Source organism: Chryseobacterium sp. W4I1 (assembly GCF_030816115.1).
Lineage (GTDB): Bacteria > Bacteroidota > Bacteroidia > Flavobacteriales > Weeksellaceae > Chryseobacterium.
This window is the reverse complement of record NZ_JAUSXQ010000001.1, coordinates 3,705,791-3,730,201: the sequence shown is the minus strand read 5'-3', so window position 1 is coordinate 3,730,201 and position 24,411 is coordinate 3,705,791. Positions and strand designations below refer to the sequence as shown.

The following is a 24,411-nucleotide window of genomic DNA, read 5'->3' as shown; positions in this document are numbered from 1 at the left end:
GTTTGAGCCATTGAATACCGAATACTAAAATCTATATTTGCATTACTTAAAGTAATCAGCTATTATCCATGCTTTCGAGAATTTACATTAAAAACTTCGCCCTCATTGATACTCTGGAAGTATCATTGAATAACGGGCTACAGGTGATCACCGGAGAAACCGGAGCCGGAAAGTCTATTATTTTAGGCGCTTTAAGGCTTATTCTTGGTGAAAGAGCAGAAGTAAAATCTATTTCCAAGTCGGAAGAAAAAAGTATTGTAGAAACTGAATTTGACCTAAATAACCAGTTTAAAAAATTCTTTATAGAAAATGATCTCGATTATGAGCATCAGACCATTATCAGAAGAGAAATTTTACCTTCCGGAAAGTCCAGAGCCTTCATCAATGACGTGCCGGTGACCCTTGATGTGCTTAAAGAATTATCTTCCAAACTGATTGATATCCATTCCCAGTTTGAAACCTCAAACCTTTTTACTTCAGAATACCAGTTTAAAATTATTGACGGACTTTCTGAAAATAAAAAACTGATAGAAGACTATCATAATGAATTTTCTGATTTCCAGAGTCTTAAAATGCAGCTTAAAAAGCTTCAAACCCAACTTTCAGAGAACAGAAAAGAAAGTGATTACAAAGAATTTCTACTCAACGAGCTGGAAGAATTGAAGCTGGATGATGTAGATTATGAAGATCTTCAAAACCAACTTTCTGTACAGGAAAATGCAGAAATGATCTCAGAAAACCTGCTGCAGATCCTTTCAAGATTCCACCAGGAAGAAGTTGGGATCCTGTCTTTCTTTAATGAAGCTAAAAATAAGCTGTCCAAAATTTCTGAAGTTTCCCATAGTTTTGCAGAACTTGATGAAAGATTTGAAACCTCATTTGTAGAGCTAAAAGATATTATTTCAGAACTTGAAAATGAATCCGAAAGAATAGAGATCGATCCAGCCAGTCTGGCGATCCTGGTTGAACTTAATAATAAGATCAATGCCCTGTTCTTAAAACATAATGTTGCTGATATCAATGAACTGATCACACTCAGAGATCAGTTGGCAGGAGAGCAGAAAGGAGCTTCAGAGCTTGAAGAGTTTATTGAGGAGATCGAAGGGAATATTTCCAAAAAAGGGAAAACACTTCAGGCCCTTGCTGAAAAACTTTCTAAAAACAGAAAGAAATCCGTTCCCGTATTTATCAAAAAGGCAGAAACACTTCTGAAAAAATTAGGTCTTGAAAAAGCCAGAGTTGATATAGAACTTCAGGATTCACCGGAGTTTAATGCATTTGGAAAAGAAAATATCCAGCTCCTTTTTCAGGCCAATTCAGGATTTCCTTTAAAGCCTATCCAGACTGCTATTTCCGGGGGTGAAAGGTCAAGAGTAATGCTTGCCGTGAAAAAGATCATTGCCGAAAGTGATGAGCTTCCAACACTCATTCTGGATGAAATAGATACCGGAGTTTCAGGAAAAGTGGCAGAAGAGATAGGAAACCTGATGAGAGAAATGTCAGCCGATATGCAGCTTATTGTAATTTCCCATCTGGCACAGGTTGCAGCCAAAGGAAATAACAATTATAAAGTGGTAAAACGTGATATTTCCGGTAAAACACAATCTACTATTATTCCGCTGAACGACGAGGAAAAACTGAACGAGATTGCCCAGCTTCTTTCCGGAAGCAAGATTACGGAAGCCGCACTGGCACAGGCCAAAGAATTAATTGGCTGAAAAACTGTAACATATTTTATATTGTAGTTACTAATGTAGAAAAACTAACATATGTTTCTAACATTCCTCAGGCTTGAGATCAAAAGCTTTTTCCGGGGTACTTCTGTAGGGATGAACCTTGCCATGAAGATCCTGCGTTTTATAGGGATCATTTATTTTATGGCCTGTCTTGCAGGAGGTGCCTTTGCCGCATTTTATTATATTCAGGAAGAAATGCATCAGGATCCTTTGAAAGTGGTTTCAAAGCTTTTAATTATTGCATGGGTCGCAGATCTGATTCTTAAATACATCTGGCAGGAAATGCCTACCCAGAATATCAAACCCTTCCTGACCCAGAATATTCCGAAAAATACGTTAGTTAATTACATGCTGGCGAAAACTTTTCTTTCAGCATTAAGTTGGCTGAATTCCTTGTTTTTCGTTACCTTTTCCATCATTGCCATGTTTAACGGATATAGTATTGTTGGGGTTTTGGCTTGGTTTATCGGGATTTCGTTATTGTTTTACCTTAATAACTTCATCAATATTCTTTTCAATAACAAAGAGATGGTGGTCATTGTTATAGGTTGCATTTTCGCTGCGGTTGCCGGTCTTGCTTATTATGACATTGTACCTATGCTTTCTTATTCAGAAAAGTTCTTCTACAATTTTTATCAGTCACCTTATTTTATTGTTATTGCGGTTATTCTTTTTTCCGGTTTGTGGAAAATATGTTTCAATTATGTCCGTAAAGAATTTTACTTAGATCAGGGGCTGGAAGCTAAGAAGCAGTTAGGGAAAACTGAAAATATCGCTTTTTTAAATAAATACGGTGTTATAGGAACGTTTATCAATAATGATATTAAAATGCTGAGACGAAATAAAGTAACAAAAGGGATTCTCATCGGAAGCTTTTTGTTTCTCTTTTATGGTCTGCTCATGTATACTTCCGTAATCTATAAAACGTCTGCCATGATGATATTTATGGGATTGTTTGTGACGGGAGGATTTCAGTTCCTGTTTGGTCAGAGGGTTCCGGCTTTTGACAGTTCCTATTATCCACTGATGATGACACTGAATGTTCCCTATAAAGAATACCTTAAAGCCAAATGGTGGCTGATCAATATCGTCACAGCTGCGTCTATTATTGTTGCTTTGATTTACGCTTATTTCGGCTGGGAAATTTATTTAACATTTTTTGCGGCAGGACTTTACAATATTGGGGTGAATTCGCAGCTTACACTTTGGTCCGGGGCGTTCAACAAAACCCAGATTGATCTTAATTCAAAGGAAAAAAGAATAGGTCAGAAAAATAGTTTTAATTTAAAGGCTATACTCCTTCTGATCCCTAAAATGTTGCTTCCAATGGGTGTTTTTGCCCTGTCAAAATACTTCTTTGGGATGACGGCAGGAGTGGTAAGCATTGCAGCTCTAGGGCTGGTAGGATTCTTATTCAGAGAAAAAATGTTCGATATCATTGTAAAACAATATAAAAGCGAAAAGTACAGTACACTGGACGCATTTAAAAATAAAGGCTAAACTATGATCACTATCAATAACTTATCCAAGACCTACGGAACTGCTACAGTTCTTAATATTGAGCATCTTGAAATACCCAACGGCGAAACCTTTGGGCTTGTAGGGAACAACGGAGCGGGAAAAACTACGCTTTTCAGCCTAATGCTTGATCTTATCCAGCCTACCACGGGCTTTGTTAGCATCGAAGATATTAAAGTGAATGAATCCGAGGCCTGGAAAAATAAAGTATCTGCCTTTGTAGATGATACTTTCCTGATCGGATATCTCACACCGGAAGAATACTTTTATTTCATTGGAGAACTCAGGGGGCAGAATAAAGCTTCCATTGATGAATTTTTAAAACCCTTTCATGACTTTTTTAATGGCGAAATCCTGAATTCTGGAAAATATGTACGTGATCTTTCCAAAGGAAACCAGAAAAAGGTAGGAATTGTAGGCGCAGTCATTGGAAATCCTGAAATTATTATTCTTGATGAGCCTTTTGCCAACCTGGACCCTTCTACCCAGATCAAGCTCAAAAACTTAATTAAAGAACTCTCAAAGCAGGATGGGGTAACTTTTCTCATATCAAGCCATGACCTTTCCCACACAACAGAGGTCTGCAACAGAATTGTAGTTGTAAATAAAGGAAGGCTTGTAAAAGATATTAAGACCAATCCGGAAACATTAAGGGATCTGGAACAATATTTTGCAGATCAGGTTTCCAATCCTTCGGCGGTTTAATTGATCGTAAAAATGATGAATACAGAATCGCAAAACGTCACGGATTACCCTAACAGCAACACTATTTTTATGGTATGGGAGCTGAAAGAAAATCCATTATTGAAAGATATCTTTAAACAGCTTTGTGCTTTGGTGCTTAACCTTAATAATTCGGTTTTCAACAGGTTTCCGGAAAGCCGGGCAAGCTGTGTCATGGGAATTGGTGTTGAAGCCTGGAAAAAGCTTGATCTTCAGACTCCGCTTCCTAAAGAATTGGTCAGCTTTGAAGAAATTAAAGGCGTAAAACATACGGCTGTATCTACGCCTGGAGATCTTCATTTTCACCTCAGAGCTGATAATAAAAGCCTTATTTTCGATATGGCGATCGAGATTTCAAAATTGCTGACCCCAGTAGCAGAAAGTATTCTGGAAATCCATGGATTCAAATACTGGGACGCCCGTTCTATTCTTGGTTTTGTGGACGGAACCGAAAATCCTCATGGAGAAGACCGTGATTATTTTGCAAAAATTGGTGATGAAGATCTTCAGTATAAAGGCGGAAGCTATTTGTTTGTTCAGAAGTATCTCCATAATATGGACGCCTGGAAAGGTCTTCCGACGGAAGAGCAGGAAAAAGTAATCGGAAGGTCAAAAGAAAATGACATTGAAATGTCTGATGCCGTAAAACCATCCAATTCACATATTGCCCTGGCCAATATTGAAGGAGAAAACGGAGAAGAACTGAAGATCGTAAGAGATAATATGCCTTTCGGAAGTCCTTCTTCCAATGAATTCGGAACCTATTTTATTGCTTATTCAAGTACATTCAGCACAACGAAAAAGATGCTGACCAATATGTTCATCGGAAATCCACCGGGTAACTACGACAGAATTTTAGATTTCAGCACAGCTGTAACCGGAACACTTTTCTTTGTTCCCACCAGAAATATGCTGGATGAATTTTCAGGATAATTATAAATAATGGACGGAATATTACTAAAAAAGCCTCAGAAATTCTGAGGCTTTCTGCTATTTAATCTATAATTACTAAAATTTTATTTCAGGCTTCCTACCATATCTTCAGGCTTTACCCATTCGTCAAACTGCTCTGCAGTCAGAAAACCAAGGTTCACCGCTTCTTCTTTCAAAGTAGTCCCATTCTTGTGCGCTGTTTTTGCAATTTTTGCTGCATTTTCATAGCCGATGTGGGTATTTAGTGCAGTCACAAGCATTAATGATTTGTCTACCAGTTCTTTAATTCTCTCATGATTTGGTTCAATACCTTCTGCACAATGATCATTAAATGAAATACATGCATCAGCGATCAGTTGTGCAGACTGCAGGAAGTTGTAAGCCATTACCGGTTTGAAAACATTTAGCTCATAATTTCCTTGTGTTCCTGCAAAAGAGATCGTTGTATCGTTTCCAAGAACTTGAGCGCAAACCATCGTCATTGCCTCATTCTGCGTAGGATTTACTTTCCCCGGCATAATAGAAGATCCCGGTTCGTTTTCCGGAATATGAATTTCCCCGATCCCGGAACGTGGTCCTGAAGCCAGTAATCTGATATCCTGAGCTATTTTAAATAAAGAAACAGCCAGTTGTTTCAATGCACCATGAGATTCCACAATGGCATCATGAGCAGCCAAAGCTTCAAATTTATTTTCAGCTGTAATGAAAGGGTGGTTTGTAAACTTAGCAATATACTCAGCTACTTTTACATCATAACCAGCAGGTGTATTCAATCCTGTACCTACTGCAGTTCCGCCTAAAGCAAGCTCAGAAAGGTGAGGTAAGGTATTTTTTAAAGCTCTTAATCCAAAATCCAGCTGAGCCCTGTAGCCAGAAAACTCCTGTCCAAGCGTAAGAGGAGTAGCATCCATCAGGTGGGTTCTCCCGATTTTTACAATATCTTTAAAAGTTTCGGCTTTTGCAGCAATAGTATCTCTTAATTTTTCAACAGCGGGAATCGTTACTTCCACCACTTTTTTATAAGCAGCAATATGCATTGCAGTTGGATAAGTGTCATTGGAAGATTGTGATTTGTTCACGTCATCATTCGGGTGAATTTCAGATTTATCACCTAAAGTTCCGCCGTTATTTACATGCGCTCTGTTTGAAACCACTTCGTTCACATTCATATTCGATTGTGTTCCCGAACCGGTTTGCCAGATCACCAAAGGAAACTGATCATTCAGCTTTCCTTCAAGAATTTCGTCACATACTTTGGCGATCATGTCCCTTTTTTCGGCAGGAAGAACGCCCAGATCAGTATTGGTATAGGCTGCTGCCTTCTTTAAATAAGCAAAAGCCTCAATAATCTCGTGAGGCATGGAACCTTCAGGCCCGATCTTAAAATTGTTTCTTGAACGTTCAGTCTGTGCTCCCCAAAATTTATCTGCCGGCACCTGAACCTCTCCCATAGTATCCTTTTCGATTCTGTAATTCATATTCTTTTTTATTTGATTTTTTCTTTTGTTAGTACAGTGTCATCCATGTCTGGCATATTCATTATTACATCATAACTTAAAAAACAATTTGGCCCAACTGATTTTAAGTTTAATTTCATATGGTTTTCTGAAAAATCAGAAATTGTTATAGTTCCTTTAGAAAAGACGCATTTTTCAAAGCGTGATGAAGAAAATTTAGCTTCTTTTATATTGATAATGAATTCATTTTTTTCATTTGTTGATACATCAGATTTTTGTACAGTAAATCTTTCATTTTGAAAATTAATGAATGAAAATGTAAAAGAGTTTTGGCTGTCTCCCACAACCTGAAATTGAATTGGATCTTCTCCCATTTTTCCTGCCCAAGTTCCTGAAAGTTTGGAAATGTTATCTGATTTTTTCTGAGCAAAACTATTATTGCAAATAGCAAGAAAGAAAAGTATGATTAAAATATTTTTCATTGAACTTAAATAATTATTGCTTTTAAAAGCTTTTATGCTTAACAATAAGTTTCTATAAAATTAATCATAAACTCAGAATCCCACAATTTATAACCGTTATAAATATCAATATGAATCAGTGATTTTACTCATGTTTTTTAAGGATGGCGTATTTTTGCACAAACAAAAAATTGAATGGATTTTAGATATCAGGATCCGTATCCGGTCCAGAAAGATGATACGGTGTATAAAAAATTGACATCAGACTACGTAAAAGTTGAGCAGTTAGGTGACAGGGAAATTTTAACCATTGATCCTAAAGGGTTGGAGCTTTTAGCTGAAGAAGCTATGGCTGATGTTTCTTTCATGCTTCGCTCTTCACATCTTGAAAGTCTCAGAAGAATTATCGACGATCCGGAAGCTACAGATAATGACAGATTCGTAGCATATAATCTATTGCAGAATGCTGCTGTAGCCGTTGAAGGAGCGCTTCCTTCATGCCAGGACACAGGTACTGCTATTGTGATGGGTAAAAAAGGGGAAAATGTGTATACCGGAGTAGATGATGGAGAATACCTGAGCAAGGGAATTTATAATACGTATCAGAAAAGAAACCTTAGATATTCACAAGTGGTTCCTTTGACCATGTTTGATGAAAAAAATTCAGGATCAAATCTTCCGGCGCAGATTGATATCTATGCTAAAAAAGGAGATTGCTACGAGTTTTTATTTTTAACGAAAGGGGGAGGATCTGCTAACAAAACATTCTTATATCAAAAGACCAAGTCATTATTGAACGAAAAGTCTCTTGAAGCATTTGTGAAAGAAAGAATCTCAGACCTTGGAACCGCTGCATGCCCGCCATACCATCTGGCTCTTGTCATTGGGGGAACTTCTGCCGAAGCGAATCTTGCTGCTGTGAAAAAAGCATCGGCAAAATATTATGACAACCTTCCGACAGAAGGAAATGAAGGCGGACAGGCTTTCAGAGATCTTGAATGGGAAGCTAAAATTCAGAAGATCTGTCAGGAAAGTGCCATCGGAGCTCAGTTTGGAGGTAAATATCTTACCCATGACGTAAGAGTGATCAGGCTTCCACGTCATGCCGCTTCTTGTCCGGTAGGAATGGGGGTTTCATGTTCTGCGGACAGAAACATCAAAGGAAAGATCAATAAAGATGGTATTTTCCTTGAACAGCTTGAAGTAGATCCAAAGAGATTTTTACCAGATACTCCGCCGCATTTAGAAGCTGCTGTTGAGATCAATCTGAACAAGCCAATGCCTGAAATATTGGCTGAGCTGTCAAAATATCCTATCAAAACCAGATTAAAATTAAACGGAACTTTAATCGTTGCCAGAGACATTGCTCACGCCAAGATCAAGGAAATCATCGACAGCGGAAAAACCCATGCCTGAATATTTCAAGAATCACCCGATCTATTACGCAGGACCTGCAAAAACACCGGAAGGGATGGCTTCAGGAAGCTTCGGCCCAACAACAGCCGGAAGAATGGATGTTTATGTAGACGAATTCCAAAGCCATGGCGGAAGCATGATCATGCTGGCCAAAGGAAACAGAAGCAAAGACGTTACAGATGCTTGTGGTAAGTATGGAGGCTTCTATCTGGGATCTATCGGTGGTCCTGCAGCCATCCTTGCCAAAGATAATATTGTATCGGTAGATGTAGTAGACTTCCCTGAATTAGGGATGGAAGCGGTGAGAAAGATTGAAGTAAAAGACTTCCCGGCATTCATTATTACGGATGATAAAGGAAATGATTTCTTCGCCGATCTTGCCCATTAATTAGTTTAAAATAAAAATAAATTATAAAATAGGGCTTGTATCTTTTGTGTACGAGATAAAAAAGTCCTATTTTTGCCTAAAATCTTTAAGAGAATGATAACGATTTTATCAGCATTTTGGCCGTTCTACCAGTTTCTTTGGACTGTATTCTTTATAATTATGTTCTTAGTAGGATTCTGGTGTATCTTCATGTTCTTCGGTTTGGTAATCCCAATGTGGTTAACTGAAGGTCTGAAAGAATATTTCGGAAAAGTAAAACCTTTTGACCCTGAGGATATCAGAAGAAAGCAGGTGAATGAGCAGGAGGGTGTAGAAGTAATCTACAGCAATCCTAAAGGAAACGGACCTTTCCTACACGATCACGGACATCATCATTAATTGATTGTCATTACTTTTTCACCTTAATTCTGAAAAAGTAATATCAAAGCAAAACAACATATATAAACCGCCTGATTTTTTAGGCGGTTTTTTTGTGGCATTATCCCGTTCTATTTTTTCCTTAGAGACTTCACGTTTTTTTAATACCTGAGGAAATTCTGTACATATCCATAGCCGCGATCATTGATTACAATTGCCTTTATTGCAACACGTATGAATATTTCATGGGTTTTTGTTGTATTGATTTTTAACAGATAAATGAAGCGTTTAAAAGAAAATTTATCCTATATTCGATAAAAATAAAGAAATGAAAAAATTTTATTCTCTTGTTTCTCTGCTGGTTGCAGTGTTTGTTTTTGGGCAGATCAATTATACAGTTACGCCCAACCCATTCAATGAAACTGATGTAATTACTTTAACAGTTCCCGGGAATCAGATTGATGAAGCAGCCTGGGGTGTTTCCAATAATTCCATTTACATTTGGTCATGGTCTTTCGATACCAATTATCAGAACAGTCAGGATTGCCCTACCAACGGAAGCTGGAATAATTCTAATGATTTGAATAAGCTCAGTTATAATTCAGGAACGGATACCTATTCTCTAACTTTTACTCCGACTTCTTTTTATGGAAGAACAGGAATCGGAAGGTTTGGGTTTTTATTAAAAGATAAAACAGGGTCTCACCAGACTTCACCGGATGTATTTGTGAACGTGGGAATTTTAAATTTAAGCTTAACAAATCCTGCCCCGAATAGTCTGACTACAGTGCCAGCTGGAAACTCAATCAATATTACAGCAAGCACCAATGTAGCCTCAACCTTTCAGTTAAAAGCGAATGGAGCAGTAGTGAATTCGATTTCTACTCCTTCGCAAACTTACAGTTATAGCTATACCGTAACTCAGGATGCCAATATGGAACTGATTGCCACAGACACCAATTCAAATTCAAAGAATGCTTCTTTCATATTTCAGACCCCGAGAAATGTAGTTACTGAAGCTATTCCGAACTGGATCAAACAGGGTATAAATTATAGTCCTACAGATCAGACCAGAGTAGGTCTTGCGCTGTATGCTCCTTATAAAAACTTTGTACACGTCATAGGAAGTTTTAATAACTGGGCAGTGGATGATGCTTATCTGATGAAAAGAGATACTACAAATCCTGACCTCTATTGGATAGAACTCACCGGCCTTACCCCGCAGCAGCTCTATACTTTCCAATACAGAACCAATGACTTGAAAAAAGTGGCAGACCCTTACTCGCCACAAATTTTATCTTCTTATGATGATCAGTGGATCTCTAATACTACCTATCCCAATTTACCCCCGTTTCCTGCAGGACAAAACTTTGAAGTTTCAATGTTCAAAACCGGACAGGCCGATTACAATTGGCAGATAACCAATTTTCAAAGACCGGTAAAAGAAGATTTGGTGGTATATGAATTACTGTTGAGAGATTTTACACAGGAAAAAAACTGGCAGTCATTGATCAATAAGATTTCTTACTTAAAAAATTTAAATATCAACGCTATTGAGCTTCTTCCTATTATGGAATTTGAAGGGAATCTTTCCTGGGGATACAATACATCCTTCCATTATGCATTGGATAAAGCCTATGGAACACCTGAAAAATTCAAAGAATTCGTAGATCTCTGTCATCAGAACGGGATTGCGGTAATATTAGACGTTGCATTTAATCATGCGACAGGACGTTCACCGTTAGCAAGACTTTGGAATATTGACCCTGATGGAGACGGTTTCGGTGATATTGCGGCTAATAATCCTTATTTTAACCAGGTTCCGAAGCACTCTTATAATGTATTTAATGATTTTAACCATACAAGTCCCGCAACACAATATTATGTTGAAAGAACGCTTAAGCAATGGCTGACAGAGTATCATATCGATGGATTCCGATGGGATCTTACAAAAGGATTCACCCAAAACTGCTCCGAAAATGATGAAGCATGTACCAATGCCTATCAGCAGGACAGAGTAGATATTATGAAGAATTATGCAGACAAGCAGTGGGCTATTGATCCCAACTCTTACATGATCTTTGAACATTTAGGCACGGATGCCGAAGAACAGCAGTGGGCAAACTACAGAATTGCTGAAGGAAAAGGGGTAATGCTTTGGAATAAGCAAACCGAGCCTTATAACCAAAATACAATGGGTTACAAGGAAAATAGTAACTATGACAGAATGAATCACACGCTTCACGGTTTTACCAATAAGCATGCAGTAGGATATGGGGAAAGTCATGATGAAGAAAGATTAATGTTTAAAAACCTTGCCTATGGAGCGGTTAATGGAAGCTACAATGTTACCAACCTGAATACCGCCCTTGAAAGAATGAAGACTTTCGGAGCAACATTCTTTACGATTCCAGGCCCGAAAATGATCTGGCAGTTTGGTGAATTGGGCTATGAATTCAGTATTAACCGATGTGCGGACGGTTCAATCAATAGTGGATGCAGGACTGATGAAAAACCGGTTGCTTTTACCTTAGGGTATGATACCAATGTGAACAGGAAATCAGTATATGATACCTGGGCTAAAATAATTAATATCAGGAATACTTATCCTGTTTTCAAATCAAACACGTATACGGTAGAATCTAATAATCTTACCAATGACCCTGACGGTTTAATCACCAGAATTTATGTTTATGACAATACAATAGCTGGAGTAAAAAACGTTGTGGTTTTAGCCAATTATACCACTTCTGCTCAGAATGTTGTTCCCTATTTTCCTTATACAGGGCAATGGCAGAATCTGATGGATAATTCTATTTCAAATTTTGTTTCTACAACAGCTCCGATTACCTTACAGCCGGGAGAATTCAGAATTTTTGGAAACTACTCTGGAGCGCTTTCAACCGTTGATATAAATGCGACGAACAAATTATCACTTCAGATCGCAGATAATCCGGTGAAAAATGGTTTGGCTCAATTCATTTATCATAAAGCCAAAAATGGAGAAATCATTATTTTCGACATGAGCGGCAAAAAAATGGATTCATTTAAATTGAATCAGGAAAACGGAACTTATAAGTTGAAAGCTAATTATCCGGCAGGAACCTATCTGGTTCACCTCCATTCTGAAACAGGGACGGCCATTCAGAAAATGATTATTAAATAAATAAAAAGAGGGATAATGAAATTACATTATTCCTCTTTTTTTACCATGGTACAGGATATCTAAATCTACTTTTGGGGTGGGTAATTAAAAATATTAGTCTACTTTTGCAGTAGATTATCGAGAAAGGTGGAGGGATTTGGCCCTGTGAAACCTTAGCAACCTGCACGTCTCTAAAAAGTGTAAAGGTGCTAATTCCAGCCCATTGTGGGGAAGATGAGCAAAGTCAATATCCTGACAACACTTCCATTTCTTGAAGTCTTTTGCCACTGCGGATCATTTCCGGGGGAAGCTTATTATTTTAATTTAGAAGAACAAAAGATGAAAAAACTCAGCCTGTCTGTTATACTCTTAGGTTCCGTTTTGGTGAATGCACAGGAACAGGAAAAAGGAACACAAATCGAAGATGTAGTGATCGTAGGAAACCGGAATGCGAAAAGAACAAAGCTGGAAACACCCGTTCCCGTAGATATTATCAATATAGAAAAACTTCAAAGATCTGCTCCGCAAACCACCGTTCAGGATTTATTGAATTATGTGATTCCGTCATTTAACTCCGTAAGGCAGTCCGCTTCTGACGGTACGGAACATATCGATCCCGTAACCTTAAGAGGAATGGGGCCAGATCAGGTTCTGGTTTTAATTAATGGAAAAAGAAGACATACGACTTCATTGGTCAATTATCAGAATACCGTTGGAAATGGATCCGTAGGTACAGATCTGAGTACGATTCCCGTGATCGCAATTGACAGGATAGAGGTTTTAAGGGATGGAGCTGCCGCACAGTACGGTTCTGATGCCATTGCAGGAGTCGTAAATATTATTCTTAAAAAAGATATCGGAGCATCTGCTTCGGCATCTTATGGAATTAGTGGGAGAAATGACGGAGAAACTTATCAGACCGGGATCAATTACGGATCTTCTCTGGGTAAAAAAGACAGCTATGTGAATCTCTCATTACAATTAAGCCACAGAGGTAAGACGACAAGAACCCAGAATCATGATCTGGATATTTTTGGGGATAATTTTGCCTACGAATTTGCAGATAATCCTCAAGATGCTATCAATGCAGACAATGCTATGTTGAAAGAGAGAGGTCTCACACGTGATGATTTTAATTTTCAGATCGGAGATGCGCAGATCAGGCAGGCACAGTTGTTTTTTAATTCTGAATATCCGTTAAGTGAACGTTTTAAACTATATTCTTTCGGAGGCTTCAGTATTAAAGAAGGAAAGGGTTTTGGTTTCAGGAGATTGCCGGGTGAAACATCCAATGTGGTTTCTTCTATTTATCCGAATGGATTTCAGGCTACATTGAGCTCACAGGTCTATGATTTTTCTTACGCACTAGGAGCAAAATATAATGTAAATAACTGGCTGATTGATTTAAGCAATACTTTTGGAAGCAATACATTCAATTACAATGTAGACAATACAAACAATGCTTCGTTGGGAGTAAAATCTCCAACAAGCTTTTATGCGGGAGCCCACAGCTTCCTTCAGAATACTGTGAATCTTGATGTTTCGAAAAATCTGAATCAGTTTAATGTGGCATTTGGTGGAGAGTTCCGTTTTGAACAGTATGAAATCAAACCTGGAGATGAAGCTTCTTATACAAGATATGATATCAATGGAAACCCTGCAACACCTGGTTCTACGGTGATTGGGAATGGTGGCTCACAATCCTTCATTGGTTTTTCACCGGATAATGCCTTGAAGAAATCCAGACATTCGACAGCGGTGTATGCAGATGTTTCTTATGATTTAGCCAAGAAATTAAATATAGATTTGGCAGGAAGATTTGAGAATTATTCAGATTTTGGAAATACCTTGAACGGAAAACTGGCGCTGAGGTATGAATTTGTAAAAAACTATGCAGTAAGAGCATCTGTGGGAACGGGTTTCAGGGCTCCATCCCTTCAGCAGCAGTATTTTAATAATTCTTATGCAGATATTTCCACTTCGGGATTAGGAATTGTAACGAAAGGAATTTTCAGGAATGACAGTGATGCCGCCAGGGCGCTTGGTTTCGATCAATTAAAACAGGAAACTTCAGTCAATGCCAGTGCCGGATTTACGCTGAAACCAGCCAACAGATTGTTGATAACACTTGACGGGTACTGGATCAGAGTAAAAGATAGAATCGTAATCACCAGTAATATTGAAGATCCGAGACTAGCACAGTATAATGTAGAAAGCGGAAGGTTTTTCGCCAATGCCATTGATACAGAAACAAAAGGTGCAGATATAGTAATTACCTACGACTGGAAGCTGGGTGGAGGAAATTTGAACATCAATCTGGCAGGAAATTACGCGGAAACTAAGATCACAGATTTTCATTTTCCTGAAAAACTGGTGCCTTCCCAGGATCAATTCTTCGGACCGGATCAGATCAACATCATAGAAACCCTGTCTCCAAAAACAAAAGCTTCCTTAGGACTCAATTATGCCATTGGAAAATTCAATTTCATGGTAAGAAATACGTACTTTGGCCAGGTCATTCGCGATGGTTACCCTTTTGGTAAAGTTCAGAGCTTTACTCCCAAAGTGGTTACGGATGTAAGTGTAGGCTATGATATAACGAAAAATATAAATCTAACGGTGGGTGCTAATAATGTTTTTGATGTTTTCCCGGATCTTCAGATCTATGCGAATTCATATTATGGAGTGTTTAAATATGCGCCTGTTCAGATGGGAACGTTGGGGAATTATTTCTTCGGAAGGCTTAATTTTAATTTTTAACTGATCAATGAGTACTGCTACACACCAGATTGGCTGGAAAACTGCTGCTGCCATCGTGGTCTCCAATATGATCGGGACGGGGATATTCACGACTTTGGGTTTTCAGCTTTCAGATATAACCAACACCTACAGTATTTTTCTGTTGTGGATCATCGGAGGGATCCTTGCTCTGTTTGGGGCATTTTGTTATGCTGAGTTAGGGTCTTATTTTAAAGGAAACGGTGGAGATTATATTTATCTCAAAGAAACGTATCATCCCGCATTTGGCTACCTGGTCAGCTGGATCTCTCTGATCATAGGATTTTCGGCACCTGTAGCTTTGGCTGCCCTTGCGATGTCAAAATACCTTTCGACATTTAATTATACCTTTGGAAACGGTTTTGCGATAGGATTTATTTTTCTTGTGGCAGCGACATTATCATTCAGCCTTAAAACATCCAGCAGGTTTCATAATTTTTTTACCTTTATCAAAATTGCGTTTATAATTGTTCTGATTATTCTGGGCGTAATGCTTCCCGGATCTGAAGCAGGAAACAGCCTGGAATTTGGGAGCAGCTGGCAGGACGAGATCATGCTTCCGGCTTTCGCAACATCGCTGGTTTTTGTTACCTATTCATATACAGGATGGAACTCTGCGTCGTACATAGCCGGAGAAATCAAAGATGTTCAGAAAAATCTACCGAGAGCTTTAATTGTAGGAACTGTTTTTGTAACGGTAAGTTATCTTCTTGTTAATTACATTATGCTCAAACATGCATCGGTAAGCCAGATGGCAGGAAAAGAAGATGTAATGGGAGAAGCGGCAGGCAATATGCTGGGCAGCGGTTTTGGGAAAATTGTCAATATATTTATTGCTTTGCAGCTGATTGCTACCATTAGCGGCTATCTGTGGGTAGGCTCAAGGCTGACACAGGCTTTTGCAAAGGAAAATCATTTGTGGAGATCACTTGCTGTAAACAATAAAAAGGGAATTCCGGTGAGAGCAATCTTTGCCCATGCCGTGATTGCTTCTGTAATTATTCTGACCGGAAGCTTTAAAGAGATCTTCGTGTATACCGCATTTATTCTGCAATTATTTGCCAGTCTATCTATTTCCACTGTTTTCTTTCTGAAAAAAGGCCAGCGGAAAATTTTCAAATCCAACTTATTCTATGTATTCCCGGCCGTTTTTCTGATTTTCAGCATTTATATTCTCTATTTTACCCTCATTCATAATCCTAAAGAAAGTATCATAGGTCTTGGAATTGTAGCCTTCGGACTTCTTTTATATGGAATTGACAAGAAATTTTTTAAAAAACCCGTTGAATAATCATTACTTGGATTTTTTAATGATCTTATGTTGAATCTCCGTTAATTTTTTTTTCTGATTATTGATCAAATTCTGATACAGGATGGTTTTTATCCCATAAAAAACTGCTATAAATCTTAATGGTTCAAAAAATGATGCATATTTCATTCGATAAAGGAATTTTAATTTGAATTAATAATTCTTATCTTTGCACTCTCAAAAATTGCAGAATGTCTAAATCGTTAATTCCAAAACTAGAAGCTATTAAACAAAGATATAATGAGGTTGCTGACCTTATTATACAGCCTGATATTATTTCAGATCAAAAAAGATATTCTTCTTTAAACAAAGAATACAGTGATCTGGGAAAGATCGTAAAAGTATACGATCAGTATAAAGGGGCTTTAGACAATATTGCAGAATCTGAAGAAATCATCGCTGATGGTTCAGACAGAGATTTGGTAGATATGGCTAAGGAAGAGAAATTGGAAGCTCAGGCTAAACTTCCGGGTCTGGAAGAAGAGCTTAAAGTTTTATTGATTCCTAAAGATCCTGCAGATGACAAAAACGTTATTGTGGAATTGCGTGCCGGAACCGGTGGTGATGAAGCTGCCATCTTTGTGGAAGACGTCTACAGAATGTACTCTATGTATTTTAAGACAAAAGGCTGGAGACACGAAGTGACAGATTCCAATGACGCCGCAAAAGGCTACAAAGAACTCATCATGAAAGTAGAAGGGGAAGGCGTATACGGAATTATGAAATTCGAATCCGGAGTTCACCGTGTGCAGCGTGTTCCTGAAACAGAATCTCAAGGAAGAGTGCATACTTCAGCCATTACAATAGCTGTTTTACCAGAAGCTGAAGAAGTAGATTTTGAACTGAATCCTGCAGATATCGAAATGCAGACATCCCGTTCAGGAGGAGCAGGAGGTCAGAACGTAAACAAGGTTGAAACAAAAGTGCAGTTGACGCACAAACCTTCAGGAATGGTGGTGGTTTGTCAGCAGGCCCGTTCCCAGTTGGCTAACCGTGAATTGGCAATGGAAATGCTAAGAACCAAACTATACGATATCGAATTGCAGAAAGTTCAGGGCGATATTGCAGCACAACGTAAATCAATGGTTTCCACAGGTGACCGTTCTGCAAAGATCAAAACCTACAATTATCCTCAGGGAAGGGTCACAGATCATAGGATCAATAAATCGATGTATAATCTGGATGCCTACATGAACGGAGATATTTCTGAAATGATTGATGCGGTCATCATGGCGGAAAATGCAGAGAAGATGAAGGGAGAAGAAGAAAATTATTAATAATAAATTATAAATCAGGCTCTTGAATTTTCAAGAGCTTTTTTTAGCTGTATCATTCATTATTTAAAATAAAGAAAACTATGAAAAGCCCCATGAGAATTTTATTGCTAATGATGCTGTTTAGCTTACAGAACCTTTTTGCACAGACAAAAGCTGTAAAACCGGAACAGGTATTTGGGATGTATTTTGATACTTTTGTAAAACAGGACGAGAACGCCCTTCAACGGCTTAATTCCTACCTTACTCCATTCCTTGGTAGTGAAAATGCCTATACCATCAACCTGGAAAAGTCGTTTAATGATGAGGTTCAAAATCTTACCGGTATGTTTCTTACCGGCCTGTCCAAAGATAAAGCTGTTGCATGCAAGATAGAAGCTGAACAATATTTCAATACAGTTTTAAGCAATCTAAAAAATACAGGATATACAGTAAACAGTATAAAAGAAGTCAAAAATGAATATGCTGACAACAGTTTTATAACAGAACTTAGCGTAGATATGAGACTTCCTGTACCTGCGCAAATGTCCCAATTGAACCCTGAAGAAATAAAGAAAATGTCAGCGGAAGAACTGAAAAACTATTTGAAAAACAAAACAAATGAGTTTGCCAAATCAGAAAGTGAAGTAGTCGTGCATCAGGTTTTTAAACTTTATCAGGTTAAAAAAGAAGGGAATACTTATTTCTGGAACGGCGGTCCGCAAGAATTGGTATGGAAACTGAATGAAGTCTATTTTAAAAGCTTAAGCCACTAATAACTCCAAACAAAATATAGTATGAAGAATTTAAAAATCATCCTACTGCTGATGCTGGCAATTCTAAGTCAAAATCTCACAGCTCAGACAGAAGTGAAAAAACCGTCAGAAGTTTTTGAAATGTATTTTGGTACTTTCGTTAAAAATGATGATGCCACACTGGCCAAGCTGAATGACTATCTAAGGCCAACTGTAGAAGGAGAAAATGCCTATCAGGTAGATTTTAAAGCCGTTTCCCAGGATATGATGAAAGAAAGTACAGACCACTTTTTATCTGCTTTTTCCAAAGCTACGGGAGAAGCCTGCAGAAAAGAAGCTGAAGATTACTTTAGTGCCATGATAGAAAATTTTAAAAACGGGAAACTGACGGTTAAAGAAGTAAAAGTTGTCCAGAATGAGTACGTAGAAGATCAGAAAATTGCCGAGATTAATTATTCCGTAAGTTTCAAAGTTCCTGCAAAATTTTCAGACATTCCTTCGGGAGATATAAAAAATGTAAAGCCGGAAGAGCTTAAGAAATACCTGGTTCAGAGCGTACAGGATTTTAAAAAGGCAGATAAAACGGTAGCTACCGAACAAAAATTTAGCTTATATCAGCTTAATGAAGGTGGAAAAACATACTATTGGAATGGCAGCCCAGATGAAATTGTTTCCAAATTAACGGATTTTTATTTTGAAAGTTTTGGATCTAAATAAGGACCTTTAAAATATTTTTTTAAATGAAGAGCTCTGGTACCAGGGCTTTTTTTATGTCACATACTTTGCGTATTTTTGAGAAAATCCTTCATTATGAATTTCAAACCTATCTTATTAACTGCTGGAGTTTTGTTTTCAGCAACTTTTTATTCTCAAAAAATGAATTATCCTAAAGCATTAAAAGGAAGCCAGACAGATACTTATTTCGGGACCGCTGTTTCAGACCCTTACAGAGATCTGGAAAATGATTCTGAAGCTACAAAAAAATGGGTAGATGATGAAGTAGCTTACAGCCAGAACTATCTTTCAAAAATTCCTTTCAGAGACAAGATCAAGAATCAGCTGAGAGATATCTGGAATTATGAGAAAATTTCAGCCCCTTTCAAAGAAGGAGATTTTACCTATTATTATAAAAATGACGGCCTTCAGGCGCAGTCTATCTTATACAGAACTAACAATAAAACGAAAGCAACAGAAATATTCTTAGATCCTAATAAGTTTTCTGATAAAGGAACTACTTCACTTTCCAATCTTTCATTTAACAAAAAAGGAAATCTGGCGGCCTATTCTATTTCAGAAGGCGGTAGTGACTGGAATAAGATCATCGTCATTGATGCTATTAGCAAGAAACAGATCGATGAAACATTACTAGACGTAAAGTTCAGCGGAATTTCATGGCAGGGTGATGAAGGGTTCTACTATTCAAGCTATGATAAGCCGAAAGAAGGAACTGTGCTTTCCGGAATGACCGATAAGCATAAAGTTTATTTCCATAAATTAGGAACAAAACAATCTGCGGATCAATTGATCTTCGGTGGTGATAAAACACCTAGAAGATATCTTGGTGCCGGTGTTTCAGAAGATCAAAGGTACCTGATCATTTCTGCTGCCAATGCAACCAACGGAAATGAATTGTACATCAAGGATCTGAAGAAAGGGGGTGATTTTGTACAGATCAATAAAGGATTTGATATTAATGTCAGTATTGTAGATACACAGGGTGATGATCTGTTTATCTTCACAGATAAAGATGCACCCAATATGCGTCTCGTAAAAACAAGCATCACCAATCCTTCTCCAGACACCTGGAAAGATGTTATTCCACAAACAGAAAATGTTTTAGGGATTTCTTCAGGCGGCGGATATTTCTTTGCAACCTACATGATCGATGCCATTGATCAGGTAAAACAGTTTGATAAGACAGGGAAATTAGTGAGAGAAATTGCACTTCCAGGAAAAGGAAATATTGGAGGTTTAGGAGGAAAAGAAGAGGAAAAAGAGCTTTACTACTCTTTCAGCAACTATATTACTCCGGGCACTACCTATAAATTTAATGCAGATTCAGGGAAATCAGAAGTTTATCAGAAACCGAAAGTAAAATTCAGTCCCGAAGATTATGTTTCCGAACAAGTATTCTATACCTCAAAAGACGGAACCAAAATTCCGATGATGATCAATTATAAAAAAGGAACTAAACTTAATGGTAAAAATCCTACGATCCTGTATTCTTACGGAGGTTTCAATATCAGCCTTCAGCCTTCATTCTCAGTAGTGAATGCCATCTGGATGGAAAACGGAGGCATCTATGCAGTGCCTAATATCCGTGGTGGCGGTGAATATGGTAAAAAATGGCACGATGCAGGAACCAAAACGCAGAAGAGAAATGTTTTTGAAGACTTCATTGCAGCTGGGGAATATCTTCAAAAGAAAGGATATACTTCAAAAGAATATATGGCATTATCCGGAAGGTCAAACGGAGGACTTCTTGTGGGGGCAACCATGACCATGCGTCCTGATCTTGCAAGAGTAGCATTTCCGGGTGTTGGTGTTCTGGATATGTTGAGATACAATAAATTTACTGCCGGAGCTGGTTGGTCATACGACTACGGAACAGCAGAAGACAGCAAAGAAATGTTTGAATATCTAAAATCCTATTCTCCTGTACATAACGTAAAAAAAGGGACTTGCTATCCTTCCACAATGATTATTACCAGTGACCATGATGACAGAGTAGTTCCTGCACACTCCTTCAAATTCGGTGCAGAACTTCAAGAAAAGCAGGATTGTAAAAACCCTATTTTGTTGAGGATTGAGAAAAATGCCGGTCATGGAGCTGGAAGAGCAACTGAGCAGGTGATCAGCGAAAATGCAGATCTTATATCATTTGCTTTATATGAAATGGGAATAAGTAAATAGTTAGTAGTAACAAAAAAATAACCAAAGCGGCTAATTTTAATCAAATTAGCCGCTTTTTTTGATGCTGCTATGCAATAAATTGTTATTTTTGCTATGGATATTTAAAATTATTAATTCTATTCTTGTAGATTATTATGAAAAAAAGAATTTTACTAGTTTGTGCATTGACAGCAGGTGTTGCCAGCTTCAACGCACAGAGATGGGAACCTGCTTCGCAGAAAACATCTCAAATCAGAAAAGAAGTTGAAGTTAAATACTCTTACAACCTAGATCTTGTATCACTTAGGAGTATGCTAAAAGATGCTGTAGAAACAGGAAAAGGTGCCAAAGCAGTTACTATTTCTCTTCCAACAGCAGAAGGAAAAATTGAGAAATTTGCAGTATACAGTGATCCGGTAATGGAAAAATCTGTTGCAGACAGATATGAACTAGGTTCATATGTAGGAGTTGGTATAGATGATCCATCTAAATATTTAAGGTTCAGTACATCTCCTACAGAGATGCAGTCTATGATCATTAAAAATGGGGTATTCCAGTTTATTGAGCCTATTACTACAGATAAAAAGACTTACGGAGTTTTTTATAAAACAAAAAAGAACTCAAAGTGAGCAGGGATTTGAATGCGGAACTAGCGAAAAAGATATAAAGGGTATCCAATCGTTATTAGAAAACGGAAAAAAAAACCTTTCTAATGTTGGAATTACCAGCAGACCAGCAAATGCAAAATACAGAACTTACAGATTAGCTTTAGCTGTTACAGGTGAGTATACTCAATTTTTTGGAGGTACCCCTGCTGGTGCGCTTACTCAAATTAATAATACAATGAACCGTGTAAACGGTGTTTTCGAAAAAGATTTCGGAATAAAATTATTGGTTCAGGATATACCAGGTATTATTTATACAAATGCTGCTTCGGATCCATATTCTGATGCAGATGCAGGATCAGGTGGAGCTTGGAATTTGGAGCTTCAAGGCGATTTAACTGCCCAAGTAGGCAACGCTGCTTATGACATTGGTCACTTGTTTGGTGCCTCTGGTGGTGGTGGAAATGCAGGATGTATTGGTTGTATATGTGTAGACCCTACTACGGCTGTACCAGAAGGTAAAGGCTCTGGATTTACTTCCCCTTCTAACGGAAATCCTAGTGGAGATACTTTTGATATAGATTATGTTGCTCACGAGATGGGGCATCAATTAGGAGGAAATCATACATTTTCAAACAGTACCGAAAATTCAGGAGTTAATGTAGAACCAGGTGGAGGAACTACAATTATGGGATATGCAGGGATTACAGGAGATAATTTACAGATGAACTCTGATGCATATTTTCATTATTCTTCCATTAATCAAATACTTACAAATGTAGAGGGTAAAACAACGTGTGGGGTTTCACAGGACATTACAGTAAATACTCCTCCTACAATTAGCCCTCTTACTGCTTATAATATTCCTAAGGGAACAGCTTATTATCTGGATGCATCTGCTACAGATGCACAGAATGATCCTCTTACTTATACCTGGGAGCAGTATGACAGTGTGAATAATGCTGCTACTATTTCTGGAGACAGTGGTTGGGGATATAATAGCCAGGGAGCTTTAGGAAGATCATACCCGGGAACAGCAAGTGGAAGGAGATATTTCCCTACTTTAAAAGCTGTTCTGGCTGGAAAATTAACGGATAAAACACCTGTTACGTGGGAAACAGTCTCCTATATTCCAAGAACATTACATTATGCAGTAGCAGTAAGAGATGCAAATGCACAAAGACCAATGCTTTCTTCCAGTGAAACCACTGTTACTGTTGGAAATGACGGACCATTTAAATTTAATGGACTTACATCTTCAGCGGTATTATATAAAGATGCAATAAACACCATACAATGGGATGTAGCCAACACAACTGCTGCACCTTATAATGTTGCTAATGTAAAAATAGAATATACAACTGACCTTCTTAATGGTGCAACTTGGACTGAATTGGTGGCATCTACTCCTAACACAGGAAGTTATGCTGTGCAAATGCCAGGTAGTTTAACCGGACAGATTAAATTAAGAATATCTGCTATAGGAAATGTATTCTATGCAGTATCTCCTGCGGTTACTATAGGAAATGCTCCTACCTCTACTTCAATAGCTCCTACAGGAGTTTCTACAATAGATATAGATGTATTGAAAACTTCTGCTAGAGTAGGCTGGAACAGTGTGCCTGGTGCTACTTATTCAATCAACTACAGAAAAGTTGGGACTTCAACTTGGTCTAACGCTACAAGTGCAGTAAATTCAGTACTATTAAGTGGTCTTGAGGATGAGACTGATTATGAAGTACAAGTTGCAGCTGTTGTTAATAGTGTACCTGGAAGCTTCTCAGGTAATTATACATTTAAAACAAATGGCTTAAAAACAGGAATAGATTATTGTATTTTAAATACTCCTTACAACGGGGTAGGAAATATTGCAAGAGTTCAGGTTTCAAACATAAACTATATTGATACCAATATAAGATCTTATAAGGATGTAAGTGAGAATGCAGGAAATATCATTAACTTGGTAAAAGGAACTTCATATCCGATCACTATTTTTGGTTTATATACTCAAAGTGCGGGAATGAGATATAATGTATGGATTGATTATAATAGAAACGGAACTTTTGAAACTACAGAAAAAGTCTTCACAAGTGCATCTGTTAATTATAGCCAGGTAAGTAACGGTATTGGAATAGGAAATACAACAGGTAACTTTACAGTTCCTACAACAGCGGTTACAGGTGGTAAAACTTTGAGAATGAGAATTGCTACTAGCTATTCTTCAGCTCAGACTAATGCTTGTGGACCTTTAGCTGGGGGAGCAGGTAGTGTGATGGATTTTACAGTAAAGATTGCTGATACAGCGCTTGCAGTAAATGAAGTGAAAAATACTAAATCTGAGGTTGAAATTTATCCGAACCCTGCCGATACCTTCGTTGGAGTTAGAAATATCAAAGGAAAAGCAGACTATAAGATTTATAGTGCTGATGGAAGATTAGTTCAAAGCGGAGATCTTAATGATCAGATCATTAACGTAGCTGGTTTAGCTAAAGGTATGTATATAATCACCATTAAAGATGATAAAAACACATACAATACTAAACTTATCAAAAAATAAGAAATAAGTATATCTATACATAAGACCGGGCATTTGTCCGGTCTTTTTTATGGGTTAAAATCCAGAAAAACTGAATGTTAACATAAGTTTCATGTTTCACTCAAAAAAATTAACTTTACGCAGACAAA

The 24,411-nt window shown here is 37.8% G+C and carries 16 protein-coding genes, 1 pseudogene and 1 riboswitch; of the genes and pseudogenes, 15 read left to right on the top strand and 2 right to left on the bottom strand.

Going from position 1 to position 24,411, the window contains the following annotated elements:
* Nucleotides 1-68 precede the first annotated feature (68 nt).
* Genes QF044_RS17330 through QF044_RS17315 form a run of 4 tightly spaced genes read left to right on the top strand, consistent with a single transcriptional unit; the run spans nucleotide 69 to nucleotide 4,910 of the window.
* Nucleotides 69-1,718 (top strand): DNA repair protein RecN, encoded by a 1,650-nt coding sequence (locus tag QF044_RS17330; RefSeq protein ID WP_307269956.1) that lies wholly within the window; start codon nucleotides 69-71, stop codon nucleotides 1,716-1,718.
* Nucleotides 1,719-1,769: 51 nt separating this feature from the next.
* Complete coding sequence (locus QF044_RS17325) at nucleotides 1,770-3,236, top strand: DUF5687 family protein (RefSeq protein ID WP_307269952.1); 1,467 nt, start codon at nucleotides 1,770-1,772, stop codon at nucleotides 3,234-3,236.
* A gap of 3 nt (nucleotides 3,237-3,239) precedes the next feature.
* The gene (locus QF044_RS17320) at nucleotides 3,240-3,959 is read left to right on the top strand and encodes an ABC transporter ATP-binding protein (RefSeq protein ID WP_307269950.1); all 720 of its coding nucleotides are present in this window, start codon (nucleotides 3,240-3,242) and stop codon (nucleotides 3,957-3,959) included.
* A 15-nt stretch (nucleotides 3,960-3,974) separates the two neighbouring features.
* Nucleotides 3,975-4,910 (top strand): Dyp-type peroxidase, encoded by a 936-nt coding sequence (locus tag QF044_RS17315; RefSeq protein ID WP_307272062.1) that lies wholly within the window; start codon nucleotides 3,975-3,977, stop codon nucleotides 4,908-4,910.
* 83 nt (nucleotides 4,911-4,993) lie between these two features.
* Here QF044_RS17315 and fumC read toward each other — a convergent pair whose 3' ends face one another.
* Together fumC and QF044_RS17305 are read right to left on the bottom strand one after the other, a co-directional pair.
* Nucleotides 4,994-6,388 (bottom strand): class II fumarate hydratase, encoded by a 1,395-nt coding sequence (gene fumC / locus QF044_RS17310; protein ID WP_307269949.1) that lies wholly within the window; start codon nucleotides 6,386-6,388, stop codon nucleotides 4,994-4,996.
* Nucleotides 6,389-6,396: 8 nt separating this feature from the next.
* A complete protein-coding gene (locus tag QF044_RS17305; protein ID WP_307269947.1) occupies nucleotides 6,397-6,849 on the bottom strand; it encodes a hypothetical protein in 453 nt (150 codons plus the stop codon).
* Nucleotides 6,850-7,023: 174 nt separating this feature from the next.
* Here QF044_RS17305 and QF044_RS17300 point away from each other — a divergent pair.
* The 11 genes and pseudogenes from QF044_RS17300 to QF044_RS17250 all read left to right on the top strand — a co-directional run bounded on the left by QF044_RS17300 (nucleotide 7,024) and on the right by QF044_RS17250 (nucleotide 24,283).
* Nucleotides 7,024-8,632: pseudogene (locus tag QF044_RS17300) on the top strand (fumarate hydratase).
* Between the two features lie 93 nt (nucleotides 8,633-8,725).
* Nucleotides 8,726-9,010, top strand: coding sequence for a hypothetical protein (locus tag QF044_RS17295; RefSeq protein WP_185194902.1), 285 nt, complete (start codon nucleotides 8,726-8,728; stop codon nucleotides 9,008-9,010).
* Nucleotides 9,011-9,317: 307 nt separating this feature from the next.
* Nucleotides 9,318-12,155, top strand: a complete 2,838-nt coding sequence (locus QF044_RS17290) for an alpha-amylase family glycosyl hydrolase (protein WP_307269943.1) — start codon at nucleotides 9,318-9,320, stop codon at nucleotides 12,153-12,155.
* Nucleotides 12,156-12,266: 111 nt separating this feature from the next.
* A riboswitch (SAM riboswitch) is annotated at nucleotides 12,267-12,375 on the top strand.
* A gap of 98 nt (nucleotides 12,376-12,473) precedes the next feature.
* Nucleotides 12,474-14,894 carry a TonB-dependent siderophore receptor gene (locus tag QF044_RS17285; RefSeq protein WP_307269940.1) on the top strand — a complete coding sequence of 807 codons (2,421 nt, stop codon included), beginning with the start codon at nucleotides 12,474-12,476 and terminating at the stop codon, nucleotides 14,892-14,894.
* Between the two features lie 7 nt (nucleotides 14,895-14,901).
* Complete coding sequence (locus QF044_RS17280; protein ID WP_307269937.1) at nucleotides 14,902-16,203, top strand: APC family permease; 1,302 nt, start codon at nucleotides 14,902-14,904, stop codon at nucleotides 16,201-16,203.
* 209 nt (nucleotides 16,204-16,412) lie between these two features.
* Nucleotides 16,413-17,498: a peptide chain release factor 1 gene (gene prfA / locus QF044_RS17275; protein WP_307269936.1), complete on the top strand. Its 1,086-nt coding sequence runs from the start codon at nucleotides 16,413-16,415 to the stop codon at nucleotides 17,496-17,498.
* 80 nt (nucleotides 17,499-17,578) lie between these two features.
* Nucleotides 17,579-18,250, top strand: coding sequence for a hypothetical protein (locus QF044_RS17270; protein ID WP_307269933.1), 672 nt, complete (start codon nucleotides 17,579-17,581; stop codon nucleotides 18,248-18,250).
* 21 nt (nucleotides 18,251-18,271) lie between these two features.
* Nucleotides 18,272-18,946 (top strand): hypothetical protein, encoded by a 675-nt coding sequence (locus QF044_RS17265; protein ID WP_307269931.1) that lies wholly within the window; start codon nucleotides 18,272-18,274, stop codon nucleotides 18,944-18,946.
* Nucleotides 18,947-19,039: 93 nt separating this feature from the next.
* Nucleotides 19,040-21,142, top strand: a complete 2,103-nt coding sequence (locus QF044_RS17260) for a prolyl oligopeptidase family protein (protein WP_373462659.1) — start codon at nucleotides 19,040-19,042, stop codon at nucleotides 21,140-21,142.
* Nucleotides 21,143-21,276: 134 nt separating this feature from the next.
* Nucleotides 21,277-21,750, top strand: coding sequence for a hypothetical protein (locus tag QF044_RS17255; protein ID WP_307269929.1), 474 nt, complete (start codon nucleotides 21,277-21,279; stop codon nucleotides 21,748-21,750).
* Nucleotides 21,683-24,283: a reprolysin-like metallopeptidase gene (locus QF044_RS17250; protein WP_307269926.1), complete on the top strand. Its 2,601-nt coding sequence runs from the start codon at nucleotides 21,683-21,685 to the stop codon at nucleotides 24,281-24,283. Before QF044_RS17255 ends, QF044_RS17250 begins: the two co-directional genes overlap by 68 nt.
* Nucleotides 24,284-24,411: the final 128 nt, after the last annotated feature.